Below are 14430 nucleotides of genomic sequence, written 5' to 3' on the forward strand. Positions count from 1 at the left end.
AATAAAATATAAAACTTACAAAATAGTATTAACATTAATTATAAAATTATACATAATGGTCAATAATTAACTAGAGGTGATTTTAATTATGGCTATCAAAATTTATAGTGCCGCCTATACAGGCATTAAAGGGTTTTTAGTAGATGTGGAAGTGGATATATCATATGGACTACCAACATTTAATATTGTGGGACTTGGAGATACTGCTATAAAAGAATCTAAGGATAGGGTAAGAACTTCCATTATAAACTCGGGATTTGATTTTCCTGTAGGAAGAATAACAGTAAATCTTGCCCCAGCTAGTATAAAAAAGGAAGGAGCTGTATTTGATTTATCTATAGCTTTAGGTATATTGTTAGCAAGTTCTCAGATAACTTATGCAAGTATAGAAGAATTTGTGTTTATGGGCGAACTTTCTCTTAATGGTGAATTAAGACCTGTAAAAGGAATTCTTCCTATAATATTAGAAGCTATGAACAATGGTATAAAGGATTTTATTGTGCCCTATGAAAATATTAATGAGTGTATGGTAAGTAAAGACATAAAAGCTTTTCCATTTAAGAATTTAAAAGAGGTTATACATTTCCTAACATATAAGGATATGTTACCGTATAAAAATTCTTCCAATGAAAAGGATGAAAACAATATAAAAGCATTAGAATATGATTTTGATGATGTAGTAGGACAAGAAAGTGTAAAACGAGTGTTAGAAGTTGCTGCTGCAGGATTTCACAATTTAATACTTTATGGGCCACCAGGATCTGGTAAAACAATGTTAGCGAAAAGGATGTCATGCATTCTTCCGGGGTTAACTTATGAAGAATCTGTAGAAGTAACTAAAATATACAGTGTTTCAGGAAATCTTAATAAACAGCAAGGACTTATAAAATCAAGACCCTTTAGAAATCCTCATCACAGTATAACAAAAACAGCATTAATAGGTGGGGGGAGAGACCTTAAGGTAGGTGAGATAACACTTGCGCATAATGGAGTACTATTTTTAGATGAGATTTTAGAGTTTAATAGAAGTACACTAGAATTATTAAGGCAACCATTAGAAGATGGTAATGTAACTATAACTAGACTTACAGGGTCTATAGATTATCCTTCTAAATTTATATTTATAGGAAGTTTAAATCCATGTCCATGTGGATTTTATCTTTCTCACTCAGAAATTAAACAATGTACTTGTAGTGAAGCTGAAAGAAAAAGGTACCTTCAAAAGTTATCGGGACCTTTGCTTGATAGGATAGATTTATTCTCATTTGTACCCTCTTTAAAATATGAGGATATAAATAAAGATAATAAGTCTAAGACTTCAAAAAATTCTAAAGAGATAAAAGATAGGGTTTCTAAAGCTAGAGAAATACAAGCTCAGAGATTTAAAAATGGAGATATAAAATATAATTCTGAGATGAATAAAGAATATATTAAAGAATATTGTAAGTTAGATAAAGATTCTAGTGAAATATTGAAAACTGTTTATGAGAAATATGGATTAAGCACTAGAGGATATTATAAAATATTAAAGATTTCAAGAACTATAGCCGATTTAAATGATAATAAAAATATAACCAAAAATGATATTATAGAATCAATACAGTATAGACGGTTTCTTAAAGATATAATTTAGTCATAATAAGAAACCAGTATTATTTACTTAAAGTTACAAGAAATTGTTATAATTTTAAGTATTAATGGTTATACTCTAGAAAAAAGATTTGAGGTAAATATATGAATAAATATGAATTAAATTTTATTTTAGCTAAAATCTCTAATAGCAAAAAATCATTATTATTAGAAACTTATGGCAGTGTGGAGAATATATACAATAATATTGAAAGGCAAAAAGAAAACAATTACCTTAACTATATATGGATGGAATTAGAGTCGAGTATTTATATAAATATAGAAGAGTTAAGTGAAATGATATTTAAAAATGAAATGAAATATTGTTTTTATGGTGAAAGCGTATATCCTTATTTTTTGAAAAACATAGAAGAACCTCCTTTTGTATTATTTTATAAAGGAGAAATAGAAAAGCTGCAAAATCATACTAATATATCCATAATAGGGTCTAGAAAATGTAGTAATTACGGAGAAGAAATGGCTAAACAAATAATTAAAGGTTTAAACGGATATGATATAAATATTATAAGTGGTGGAGCTAGAGGAATAGATAGCATAGCTCATAATATATCATTAAAAGAAGGGTTGTATACAACAGCTGTATTGGGGTGTGGATTAGATCTTATCTATCCAAAAGAAAACAAAACTTTATATGATGAAATTTCTAAAAGAGGATGTATAATTTCTGAATTTATGCCGGGAACTCCACCATATAAGATTAATTTTCCAAGAAGAAATAGAATAATAAGTGGGCTTAGTGAATTAGTAATAATAGTAGAAGCCGCAGAAAGAAGTGGCACACTAATAACAGCTAATTATGCGCTACTTCAAGGTAAAGATGTTATGGCTGTGCCAGGTAGCTATTACTGGAAACAGAGTAGAGGCTGCAATGATCTAATAAAAGATGGCGCCTATATATTTACAGGAATAAATGATATATTAGAATTATTAGGAATTGATAAAAAGATTAATAATTCTAATAAAAGCAATGAAATGAATTTAAATAAAAACTTTTTAATGAAGTTTATTGAAGATAGACCCATACATATAAATGAAATAATTAACAAAAGTAATATTGACATAAAGGTACTGTATGAGTTATTATTTGAAATGCAACTTGCTGAAGAAATAATATGTTTAGCAGGAGACTATTATGTTAAGAAAATTTAAATATGATAATATAAAGTCAGATAGAAAATATAGTAAATATGTATAAAAGATAGTATGAAATATGTTTGTGGGATTAAATTATGTAGGGGGTGAAATCTCCATTTCATTATGGAGTATTATATGGGACAAAATTTAGTTATTGTTGAATCACCAGCAAAGGCAAAAACAATCGGTAAGTATTTAGGAAAGAATTATATAGTAGAAGCATCTATGGGACATGTTAGAGATTTACCTAAAAGTCAACTAGGAGTGGATATAGAAAATAATTATGATCCTAAATATATTACAATAAGAGGTAAAGGTGAATTATTAAATAAGCTAAGAAAGCTGGCAAAGAAAAGCGATAAAGTCTATCTTGCAACAGACCCTGATAGAGAGGGAGAAGCTATTTCATGGCATTTAGCAACAGCATTAAAAATAGATAAAAAAGAAAAGTGTAGAATAGAGTTTAATGAAATTACTAAGATGGCCGTGAAAAATTCTATAAAGAATTCAAGAACTATAGATGAAGATTTAGTAGATGCTCAGCAGGCAAGAAGAGTTTTAGATAGACTAGTTGGATATGAAATAAGTCCAATTTTATGGAGAAATGTAAAGTGGGGACTTAGTGCAGGTAGGGTTCAGTCAGCAGCGTTACACTTGATTTGCGATAGAGAAGCAGAAATTGAAAAGTTTATTCCAAAAGAGTATTGGAGCATAGAGTGTATTATCTTAAAAGATAAAATAAAATTTCCTGTAAAACTTACAGGTTATAATAATAAAAAAATAGAAATAAAAGATGAACAAGAAGCTAATAATATTATTGAAAATATAAAAAACAATGATTTTAAAGTAGAAAAAGTTAAGAAGTCTTTAAAAAATAAAAATCCACTTCCACCATTTACAACAAGTACATTACAACAAGAAGCTTATAAAAAGATAAATTTTGCAACAAAAAAGACTATGTCGGTAGCTCAACAACTTTATGAAGGTGTTGAAATAAAGGGATATGGAACCATTGGTTTAATTACTTATATGAGGACAGATTCTGTACGTATATCTGATGAGGCTCAAGGATATGCAATGGAATTTATCGAAAGCACCTATGGTAAAGAATATTTACCAAAAGAGCCTAGAGTTTATAAAAGTAAAAAAAATATACAAGATGCTCATGAAGCTATAAGGCCTTCAGATGTAAACATTACACCAGAGAAAGTAAAGGCAAGCCTTAAGCCAGAACAATATAAACTGTATTTACTTATATGGAATAGATATGTAGGAAGTCAAATGTCATCTTGTACATTAAATACTATTTCAGTAGAGATGAAAAATGGAGATTACACTTTTAGAGCTAGCGGATCATCAATTAAATTTGAAGGTTTTATGAAAGTGTATGATTATGCTCCTGATACGGAAGAGGAAAACACAAAAATACCGGAGCTTATTGAAAATGAAATTTTAAATTGTTGTGATATAGATCCTAAACAACATTTCACACAGCCTCCTGCTAGATACACAGAAGCAAGTTTTGTTAAAACTATGGAGGAAAATGGAATTGGAAGACCAAGTACTTATGTACCAACTATATCTACACTCTTTAGCAGAAAATACATTGATAGAGAGAAAAAAAGTTTATTACCAACGGATTTGGGCAAAATAGTAAATGACATTATGGAAAAGTATTTTAAACAAGTAGTTGATATAGAATTTACTGCGGCAATGGAAAATAAGCTAGATAGTGTAGAAGAGGGAAAGGAACCATGGAAAGAAGTTGTAGATGAGTTTTTTAAACCTTTAAAGGAATCTATAGATATAGCTGAAAAAGAAATATCCAAAATAACCATAGAGGATGAAGTAAGTGAGGTGCCTTGCGATAAATGTGGTAAATTAATGGTTATTAAGCATGGAAGATTTGGTAAGTTTTTAGCTTGTCCGGGATATCCAGAATGTAAAAATACTAAAGCAATAGTGGAAGAACTAAAAGCTCCATGTCCTAAGTGCGGAGGTATATTAGTTGCTAAAAGAAGTAAAAAAGGTAATAGATTTTATGGATGTTCTACATATCCAGAATGCGATTTTATTAGTTGGTTTGAACCTTCAGAAAAAAAATGTATTAAATGCGGAACATTTATGTATAAAAAATATAGTAAAGCTAAAGGAAATTATTTGGAATGCTCTAATGCAGAGTGTAAATTCAAAGAAATTATAGAAAAGGAAACTGAAGAATAAGTTGATTAATACTTAATTGATGATAATTTAATTTCAATACAAGGAGAAATATGTTGAATTAATAAGATTTAGGTTGAAACTTGTTCTATAGTATGATATTATGATTTAGGTAAAGCTACGACTATTCTAAATATTTAGAAAAGATTAAGTCTTTAGAATAGTCAATAAACTTAAAAGTTATATAAATGTATATAAATTAGATATTTTATATAATTTATTGTAAGGAGGAATAAAATGTCTACGTTGTTGAGTAAAGCAAGAAGCCTAAATAAGATACTTCAAAAATCTGGAGCAGAACCAGTAGTATTTGATGATATTTGTAAGATCCTAAGTGAAGTTCTGGAATGTAATGTTTATATAGTAAGCAGAAAAGGAAAGATACTAGGACATAATTTTTCCAAAGGATTTGAGTGCGATAAAGTCAAAAGCAATGTTTTAGACCAAGGGAGATTCCCAGAAGACTATAACAATAATCTTTTAAATATTCATGAAACAATATCAAATGTTCCAAATAAAGGAAGCTGCGTGTTTGAAGATAATTGTGAATGTAACTTACTAGAGAAAAACTCTACTATAGTTCCTATAATAGGAAACAGAGATAGAATCGGTACTTTACTTTTAGCTAGATTTGGAGATCTATTTACTGATGATGACTTAGTTTTAGCTGAATATAGTGCTACAATTGTAGGGCTTGAAATGTTAAGAGCTAAACAAGACGTAATAGAAGAAGAAGCTCGTAAAAAAGCAGTAGTTCAATTAGCTATTGGTACTTTATCTTATTCTGAACTAGAGGCAGTAGAGCATATATTTAATGAGCTAAATGGGAGTGAAGGTCTTTTAGTTGCTTCTAAAATAGCTGATAAAGTAGGAATTACTAGATCAGTTATTGTAAATGCTCTTAGAAAGTTTGAAAGTGCAGGAGTAATTGAATCAAGATCCCTGGGAATGAAGGGTACACATATAAAGATATTAAATGACAAGTTATTAGATGAATTAAAAAAGATGAAATAAAAAAAGTAAAAGGAATTATCCTTTTACTTTTTTAAATGTAAATTTAGATTATTAAAAAAGTTAATAAATTTTAAAATATATATTGATACTATGATAGCATTATGATATACTATCAAAAGAGAAAATACACACATTGTTCAATTTATAAAGGGGTGCCTTAAAGGTATTTTATGAATATGAGAACAATGGAGGTAAAAACCAAGGAGGTATATAAAATGGCAGTAATTTCAATGAAACAATTATTAGAAGCAGGTGTTCATTTTGGACATCAAACTAGAAGGTGGAACCCTAAAATGGCTCCATATATATTTACTGAAAGAAATGGTATATATATAATTGACCTTCAAAAAACAGTTAAGAAAATAGATAATGCGTATGATTTTATTAGACAATTATCAATGGATGGAAAAGATATTCTATTTGTTGGAACTAAAAAACAAGCTCAAGAAGCTATACGTGAGGAAGCTGAAAGATCAGGAATGCATTTTGTTAACAATAGATGGTTAGGTGGAATGTTAACAAACTTTAAAACTATAAAGGCTAGAATAAAAAGATTAAATGACTTAAGAACTATGGAAGAAGATGGAACATTTGATGTTCTTCCAAAGAAAGAAGTAACTAATCTTAGAAATGAAATGGAAAAGCTAGAAGCTAATTTAGGCGGAATTCAAAACATGGATGTAAGCAACATAGGAGCACTATTTGTTGTTGATCCAAGAAAAGAAAAAAATGCTGTTTCAGAAGCTAAGATATTAGGAATACCTGTAGTAGGAATAGTTGACACAAACTGTGATCCAGATGAAGTTGATTATATAATACCAGGAAATGATGATGCAATAAGAGCAGTTAAGTTAATAACTGGGAGAATGGCTGATGCTGTTATCGAAGGAAGACAAGGTGAACAACTAGCTGAATAGTTGATATAAATGGTAAATGAGGTTTAAATCTCATTTGCCATTTAAACTAACTGAATAAGGAGGATTTAAAATGATTAGTGCAAAGTCTGTAAAAGAACTAAGAGATATGACGGGTGCAGGGATGATGGATTGCAAGAAAGCTTTAACTGAAGCTGATGGAGATATTGAAAAAGCAGTTGAAGTATTAAGAGAAAAGGGATTGGCAGCTGCAGCTAAAAAAGCTGGAAGAATTGCTTCAGAAGGAGTAGTTGAAACATTTATTTCTGAAGATAAAAAACAAGCTGGTATGGTTGAATTAAATTGTGAAACTGATTTTGTTTCACTTAATGAAGAATTTATAAAACTTGCTAAGAGCTTAGCTAGAATGGCTTCAGTTTCTAATGCAAAAGATATTGATGAATTTATAGAAGAAAAACATATAGATAATCCAGATAAATCTGCAAAAGAAGTTTTAACTGATTTAATAGCAAAGCTTGGAGAAAATATGAACATTAGAAGATTTGTTAAGTTAAATGTTCAAAATGGTGTAATATCAAGCTATGTTCATGGCGGAGGCAGAATTGGGGTTTTAGTTGAATTGGGATGTGAAAATAGCAACGAAATATTAGAAACAGTTGCTAAAGATGTTGCTATGCAAATTGCAGCAACTAATCCATTGTTCTTAGATAAAACATCTGTAGATCAAGTATCAATTGAAAAAGAAAGAGAAATATATAAAGTTCAAGCTTTAAATGAAGGAAAACCTGAAAAGATAGTTGAAAAAATGGTTGAAGGTAGAATTCAAAAATACTATAAAGAAGTTTGTTTAGTTGAGCAAGTTTGGGTAAAAGATGCTGATTACACAATTTCAAAGTATTTAAAAGAAAAGTCCAAAGAAGTAGGATCTGAAATAAAGATTAATAGGTTTGAAAGATTTGAAAAGGGCGAAGGAATAGAGAAAAAAGAAGAAAACTTTGCTGAAGAAGTTCAAAAGCAAATGCAGCAGGGAAAATAAAAAAGAGAACACTGCGTGTTCTCTTTTTTTAAAAATATATATTAAAAGCAATAATTTTACTGGGGGTTAGTATATGGAAGGTTGCAAATATAAGAGAATCATACTTAAAGTATCTGGAGAAGCATTAGCGGGAGATAATGGATTTGGTATCGACTTTGATGTCGCTACAAGAATAGCTATAGAAATTAAAGAGCTAGTTGATATGGGAGTAGAGATTGGCGTTGTTGTTGGAGGCGGAAACATATGGAGAGGAAGAAGCGGTAAAGGTATGGACAGAGCTACCGCAGACTATATGGGTATGCTAGCAACTTGTATAAATGCATTAGCTCTTCAAGATTCTCTTGAAAACGTAGGCGTGCATACTAGAGTGCAAACTGCAATTGAAATGAAAGAAATCGCAGAACCTTTTATAAGAAGAAGAGCAATGAGACATTTAGAAAAGGGAAGAGTTGTAATATTTGCTGCAGGAACTGGAAATCCATATTTCTCTACAGATACAACTGCTGCCTTAAGAGCTGCAGAAATGGAAGTTGATGTGATATTATTAGCTAAAAAAGTAGACGGAGTTTATGATAAAGATCCCCATAAATATAGTGATGCTATAAAATTCAATAAATTATCTCATATGGAAGTATTAGAAAAGGGATTACAAGTAATGGATTCAACGGCTGCATCATTGTGTATGGACAATAACATACCTATTTTAGTATTTGGATTAGATAATCCAGGAAATATAAAAAAAGCTATAATGGGTGAAAATTTAGGTACTCTAATATCATCAAAATAATATAGGAGGGTTATTATGATAAAAGATATTATAAAAAAAGCTGAAGATAAGATGAAAAAGACAATAATAGTGCTAAAAAGTGATTTATCTACTATGAAAGCTGGTAGGGCAAATCCTACAATGCTGGATAGAATAGAGGTAGAATACTACGGGAGTATGGTACCTTTAAGCCAGGTAGGAAATATTTCTGCCCCAGAACCTAGGGTGCTTCTCATACAACCTTGGGAAAAATCTACTCTTAAGGATATTGAAAGATCAATTTTAAAATCAGATTTAGGTATAAACCCTTCAAATGATGGAACGGTTATAAGACTTATAGTACCGGAACTTACTGAAGAAACAAGGAAGAATCTAGTTAAAAATATAAAAAAAGCAGGGGAAGATTCTAAGGTTGCTATAAGATCTATAAGAAGAGAAAGTAACGATAAAATAAAGAACTTGAAAAAAGATGGAAATCTTTCAGAAGACGAAGTTAAAAATGTAGAAGACGATATACAAAAGCTAACTGATAACTATATAAAAGAAGTTGATATTATAATAGATGATAAAGAAAAAGAAGTAATGTCAGTATAGTAGATGTCTTTAAGTTTCAAATAAATAAAACCTGCTTTGCGGGTTTTATTTAATATTTTTTAGTATTGGGGGCATTGTAATTGTTTAATATATTTAAAAAGAAACTTATTAGGCCAAATGAACAGCTAAAATTAGATATGAATAATATACCAAAACATATAGCTATAATCATGGATGGAAATGGTAGATGGGCAAAAGAAAAGAATTTACCAAGATCCATGGGACATAAAGCTGGGGTAGAGACAATAAGATGTATTGTTAAGGAATGCAATAAATTAGGAATAAAGTATTTGACGTTATATGCCTTCTCTACAGAAAACTGGAATAGGCCAAAGGAAGAAATAAATACATTGATGGGACTTTTAATTCAATATTTAAGAAACGAATTTAATGAATTACATGAAAACGGAGTAGTTATAAATCATATTGGAGATATAACAAAGTTACCCTTATCTTGTCAAAAAGAACTTATTAGTGCATACGAAAAAACTAAAAATAATACAGGGGTAATTATGAATTTAGCTCTAAACTATGGTGGAAGAGATGAGATAGTTTATGCTGTTAATAGTTTAATTAAGGATTTTAGCGAAAAAGATATATTAAAACAACCAATAGATGAAAAAGTTTTTGAAAAGTATCTTTATACAAAAGACATGCCGGATCCAGATTTAATAATAAGACCAAGTGGAGAACAAAGAATAAGTAACTTTTTATTATGGCAGTGTGCTTATTCGGAGTTTTGGTATTCTGATATATATTGGCCAGATTTTGGGATAGAAGATCTTCATAAAGCTATAGCAGACTATCAAAGGAGAGATAGAAGATTTGGTAGTGTAAAATAATGAATGTAGGTGGTAAATTGAAATCTAATAATAGGTATTTAGGAGCGCTAATATTATCTCCCCTTATTGCATTTTTATTTATAGGAGGACCATATTTGAAAATTGTGTCTTTAATCTTGTCTTTAATGGGAATGTATGAAATATATAATGCAGCTAGAACTGTAGATATTAAACCTATACCAATACTAGGGTATGTGGCTTGTGTTTTTTATTATATATTTAATTCAAATTCCGAGATATCATTATTTATTATTATAGTATTAATTTTTATTCTTTTGATAAATTCAGTATTAAACGTGAAATATAACTTTATAGATATATCTGTAACATTATTAGGATTTATTTATTGCGGGATATTCTTTAGTTTTATTTCATTAGTAAATCAGATGCAATATGGAAAATACATGGTGTGGATAATATTTTTATCTTCATGGATTTGTGATACGGCGGCTTATTATACAGGTAGAATTTTTGGAAAAAGAAAGTTATGTCCTAAAGTAAGTCCTAAAAAAACTATAGAAGGCTCTATTGGTGGGCTAATTGGTAGTATGGTAGCTTGTAGTGCTTTTGGCTTTTTTATAAGTAAGAGTGTACCAATACCAAATTATCATTATGTGATATTGGGATTATTAGGTGGTATAGCAGGTCAATTTGGTGATTTATCAGCATCAGCTATAAAAAGATATGTAGGTATAAAAGATTATAGTAATCTAATACCAGGTCATGGTGGAATATTAGATAGATTCGATAGTATATTATTTTCATCTGTAATAGTGTTTTATTATCTTCATTTTATATTACAGCTTTAATTATAAAATTAATATTTTTAACCAATAAAAAGGAGCCTTATATTTATATAAGGCTCCTTTTTATGCGAAATATTTAATGCCCTATATATCATCAAATAGAATAAATTGAATATATGGACTAGTTGTAATATACTAAAAGAAGAGCACAAAAGTTATTTATAGGAAGTTATAACTAATTAAATTAACTTGTTATAAAAAATATAAGGGAGGGTTATATGGTTAAGGAATTAGAACAACTTATTGATATGGCTAAAAAAAGACCTGTTAAAACTATGTCAGTTGCTGTTGCAGATGACAATGATATATTAAAGGCTGTAGCAAAAGCTGTTAATTTAGGAATTATAAATGCTACGTTAGTTGGAAACAAAGAAAGAATAGAAGCTATTTTAAAGGATGAAAATATATTAATTAAAGGTGCGAAAATCATAAATGAAAAGGATAGTAAGAATGCAGCAAAGATTGCAGTGGAAGAAGTATCTTTAGGAAAAGCTGATTTTATAATGAAGGGTATGATAAACACTGCAGATTTATTAAAAGCGGTACTTGATAAAAAAGCAGATCTTAGAGGTAAAGGTATACTTTCACACGTTATGGTTTATGAAACACCGACTTACCATAAGTTGCTCTTTTTAACAGATGGAGGAATGATACCTTATCCAGATGTAAATGATAAAGTTGCAATAATAAATAATGCTGTGTTTGTTGCAAGTAGCCTTGGAATTCAAACCCCTAAGGTGGCAGCTATATGTGCTGTTGAAACCGTTAACCCCTCTATGCAATCTACAATAGATGCGTCTATACTATCTCAAATGAATAAAAGAGGACAAATAAAAAATTGCTTGGTTGATGGACCTTTAGGGCTAGACAATTCAATATCTAAAGAAGCTGCAAATCATAAAGGTATTAAAAGTGAAGTTGCAGGAGATGCTGATATACTACTTGTTCCAAATATAGAATCCGGTAATTTTTTAGGCAAATCATTAACCTATTTTGGAAAGGCTAAGAGTGCAGGCATAATTGTAGGAGCTAAATGTCCAATAGTTTTGGTATCAAGAGCAGATTGTGCAATGTCAAAGCTATATTCCATAGCGCTTGGAGCGCTAATGGACTAATTTTTAGGAGGAGATTTTATGAAAGTTATAATGTCAGGAAATGAAGCTATTGCAAGGGGAGCCTATGAAGCAGATTGTAAAATCGCATCAGGATATCCTGGGACACCTAGTACGGAAGTATTAGAGAATTTTGCTACTTATGAAGGCGTTTATGCAGAATGGGCACCTAATGAAAAGGTTGGATTTGAAGTGGCGTCTGGAGCATCTATAGGTGGAGCTAGAAGTTTATCAGCCATGAAACACGTAGGGCTTAATGTAGCTGCAGATCCACTCTTTACAATGGCTTATGAAGGCGTTAATGGTGGTTTTGTAGTAGTAACTGCAGATGACCCAGGTATGCACTCATCTCAGAATGAGCAAGACAATAGACTATATGCACCTCATGCAAAAATAGCACTTATAGAACCTTCTGACTCAGATGAGTGTAGAATATTTATGAAAGAAGCATTTAAAATAAGTGAAGATTTTGATACTGTTGTTTTATTCAGAAGCACTACTAGAGTTTCCCATTCTAAAGGACCTGTCGAACTTGGAGAAAAGTTAGAGGTTCCTGTTAAACCCTATGTAAAAAACATATCAAAATATGCTATGATACCTGCTAATGCAAGAAAAAAACACTATGAGGTAGAAGAAAGATTAGAAAGATTAAAAGACTTTTCTAATACAACCTTTTTAAATAAAATAGAGATGAATGATACATCTATAGGAATAATAACTAGTGGTATAAGTTATCAATATGCTAAAGAAGTTTTCGATGATGGTGCATCTTATCTTAAAATAGGAATGAGCTATCCTTTACCAGATAAATTAATAAAAGAATTTTCTAAGAAAGTGGACAAACTTTATGTAATAGAAGAAAATGAACCTTATTTAGAAAATGCTATAAAGGTAATGGGTATAGATTGTATAGGAAAAGATATAATTCCAATATGTGGAGAATTAAACCCAGAGATTATAAGAGAGGCTATTTTAGGTAAAAAAGCAGACTCTAATTATATAACAGATATAGTTCCACCATCAAGGCCTCCAATATTGTGTGCTGGGTGTCCTCATAGAGGAATGTTTTATGCCGTATCAAAATATAAGGATATAATAGCTACAGGGGATATAGGATGCTATACTCTTGGAATGATGCCGCCACTTAGTGTTACAGATACAGTTATTTGTATGGGAGCTTCGATTTCATCAGGACTTGGAATGCAAAAGGCAAGGGAACTATCTGGTGATAAATCAAAGGTGTTTGCATTTATTGGTGACTCAACATTCTTTCACTCTGGAATAACAGGACTTATAGACTCTGTTTATAACGGTATTCCAATAGTTACTTGTATATTAGATAATAGAATTACAGGCATGACTGGTCATCAAGAAAATCCTGGTACAGGAAAAACACTTCAACGCAAAACTGCACCTATAATAGATATCGAAGGATTAGTATTATCCTTAGGTGTTAAAAAAGAGAACTTGAAGGTTGTAGATCCTTATGATTTAAAGGCCACTGAAGCTGCTGTAAAAGAAGCTTATGAAAGTGAAGAACCTTTTGTTATTATAGCAAAGCAGCCCTGTGCTTTAATAAAAGATGTAATAAAGTACAGAGCTCATATGAAGTGCAAAATAGATCCTATAAAATGCAAAAAGTGTAAGGCTTGTCTAAAGGTTGGATGCCCTGCATTAAATTATAAAAATGGAATTGTAAGCATAGATAAAGATATGTGTAATGGATGCGAAATATGTAAGCAAGTCTGTAAGTTCGGAGCTATTGAAAAGGTAGGTGAACAAAATGAGTAATACTAAAAATATTTTGTTTGTAGGTGTAGGGGGCCAAGGAACCATACTAGCATCTAAGGTGTTAACAGAAGGACTTTTAAATTTTGGTTACGACGTAAAAATGTCGGAAGTGCACGGAATGGCTCAAAGAGGAGGAAGTGTAACAACTCAAGTAAGGTATGGAGAATGCGTTTCTTCACCCTTAATTGAAAAAGGAACTGTAGATGTAATTGTTTCATTTGAAAAGAGTGAGGCTGCTAGATGGGTTTCTTATTTAAAAGATGAAGGTACTTTAATAGTTAATGATTATGAAATATATCCTATTACTGTACTTATAGGGATGGAAAGCTATCCTGAAGATGTTAGTAGTAGATTAAAAGCTTTGGTTAAAAATACTGTTATTGTTGATGCTCATGGTATGGCGGGGGATCTTGGAAATGTAAAATCCCAAAATATTATTTTGTTAGGAGCATTAATCAAAGCATTAAATTTAGAAGATATAGATTGGGAAAAGGTTTTGGAAAATAATGTGCCAAAGAAGGCATTAGAACTTAATAAGAAGGCATTTAAAATAGGGCTAGAATTTTAAGGCTAATAAAATAAAAAGAATG

Annotated in this window: 13 protein-coding genes; all 13 read left to right on the forward strand. The window is 30.5% G+C overall.

The features are described from left to right. The first annotated feature begins 88 nt into the window (after positions 1 to 88). A complete protein-coding gene (locus BD821_RS01825; protein ID WP_104409033.1) occupies positions 89 to 1633 on the forward strand; it encodes a YifB family Mg chelatase-like AAA ATPase in 1545 nt (514 codons plus the stop codon). A gap of 101 nt (positions 1634 to 1734) precedes the next feature. Next, on the forward strand, positions 1735 to 2799 hold the full coding sequence (gene dprA / locus BD821_RS01830) for a DNA-processing protein DprA (protein ID WP_104409034.1): 1065 nt from the start codon (positions 1735 to 1737) through the stop codon (positions 2797 to 2799). 120 nt (positions 2800 to 2919) lie between these two features. After that, positions 2920 to 5007, forward strand: coding sequence for a type I DNA topoisomerase (gene topA / locus BD821_RS01835; protein ID WP_104409118.1), 2088 nt, complete (start codon positions 2920 to 2922; stop codon positions 5005 to 5007). A gap of 234 nt (positions 5008 to 5241) precedes the next feature. Beyond that, complete coding sequence (gene codY / locus BD821_RS01840) at positions 5242 to 6018, forward strand: GTP-sensing pleiotropic transcriptional regulator CodY (protein WP_029453257.1); 777 nt, start codon at positions 5242 to 5244, stop codon at positions 6016 to 6018. A 215-nt stretch (positions 6019 to 6233) separates the two neighbouring features. Beyond that, positions 6234 to 6935 carry a 30S ribosomal protein S2 gene (rpsB, locus tag BD821_RS01845; protein WP_029453256.1) on the forward strand — a complete coding sequence of 234 codons (702 nt, stop codon included), beginning with the start codon at positions 6234 to 6236 and terminating at the stop codon, positions 6933 to 6935. A gap of 70 nt (positions 6936 to 7005) precedes the next feature. Continuing rightward, on the forward strand, positions 7006 to 7929 hold the full coding sequence (gene tsf, locus BD821_RS01850) for a translation elongation factor Ts (protein ID WP_104409035.1): 924 nt from the start codon (positions 7006 to 7008) through the stop codon (positions 7927 to 7929). Positions 7930 to 8002: 73 nt separating this feature from the next. Further along, entirely contained in the window at positions 8003 to 8716 is a 714-nt protein-coding gene (pyrH, locus tag BD821_RS01855) for a UMP kinase (RefSeq protein WP_104409036.1), read from the forward strand. A 15-nt stretch (positions 8717 to 8731) separates the two neighbouring features. Further along, on the forward strand, positions 8732 to 9289 hold the full coding sequence (gene frr / locus BD821_RS01860; protein ID WP_104409037.1) for a ribosome recycling factor: 558 nt from the start codon (positions 8732 to 8734) through the stop codon (positions 9287 to 9289). A 137-nt stretch (positions 9290 to 9426) separates the two neighbouring features. Further along, positions 9427 to 10131: an isoprenyl transferase gene (locus tag BD821_RS01865; RefSeq protein ID WP_242850899.1), complete on the forward strand. Its 705-nt coding sequence runs from the start codon at positions 9427 to 9429 to the stop codon at positions 10129 to 10131. Further along, complete coding sequence (locus tag BD821_RS01870) at positions 10131 to 10940, forward strand: phosphatidate cytidylyltransferase (protein WP_104409038.1); 810 nt, start codon at positions 10131 to 10133, stop codon at positions 10938 to 10940. The genes BD821_RS01865 and BD821_RS01870 overlap by 1 nt, the downstream gene beginning before the upstream one ends. A 215-nt stretch (positions 10941 to 11155) precedes the next feature. Then, a complete protein-coding gene (locus tag BD821_RS01875; protein WP_104409039.1) occupies positions 11156 to 12052 on the forward strand; it encodes a bifunctional enoyl-CoA hydratase/phosphate acetyltransferase in 897 nt (298 codons plus the stop codon). Positions 12053 to 12070: 18 nt separating this feature from the next. Beyond that, positions 12071 to 13840: an indolepyruvate ferredoxin oxidoreductase subunit alpha gene (iorA, locus tag BD821_RS01880; protein ID WP_104409040.1), complete on the forward strand. Its 1770-nt coding sequence runs from the start codon at positions 12071 to 12073 to the stop codon at positions 13838 to 13840. Then, positions 13833 to 14408: an indolepyruvate oxidoreductase subunit beta gene (locus tag BD821_RS01885; protein WP_104409041.1), complete on the forward strand. Its 576-nt coding sequence runs from the start codon at positions 13833 to 13835 to the stop codon at positions 14406 to 14408. The genes iorA and BD821_RS01885 overlap by 8 nt, the downstream gene beginning before the upstream one ends. The last annotated feature ends 22 nt before the right edge of the window (positions 14409 to 14430 follow it).

The organism is Clostridium algidicarnis DSM 15099, assembly GCF_002934235.1.
GTDB classification, from domain to species: Bacteria; Bacillota; Clostridia; order Clostridiales; family Clostridiaceae; genus Clostridium_L; species Clostridium_L algidicarnis.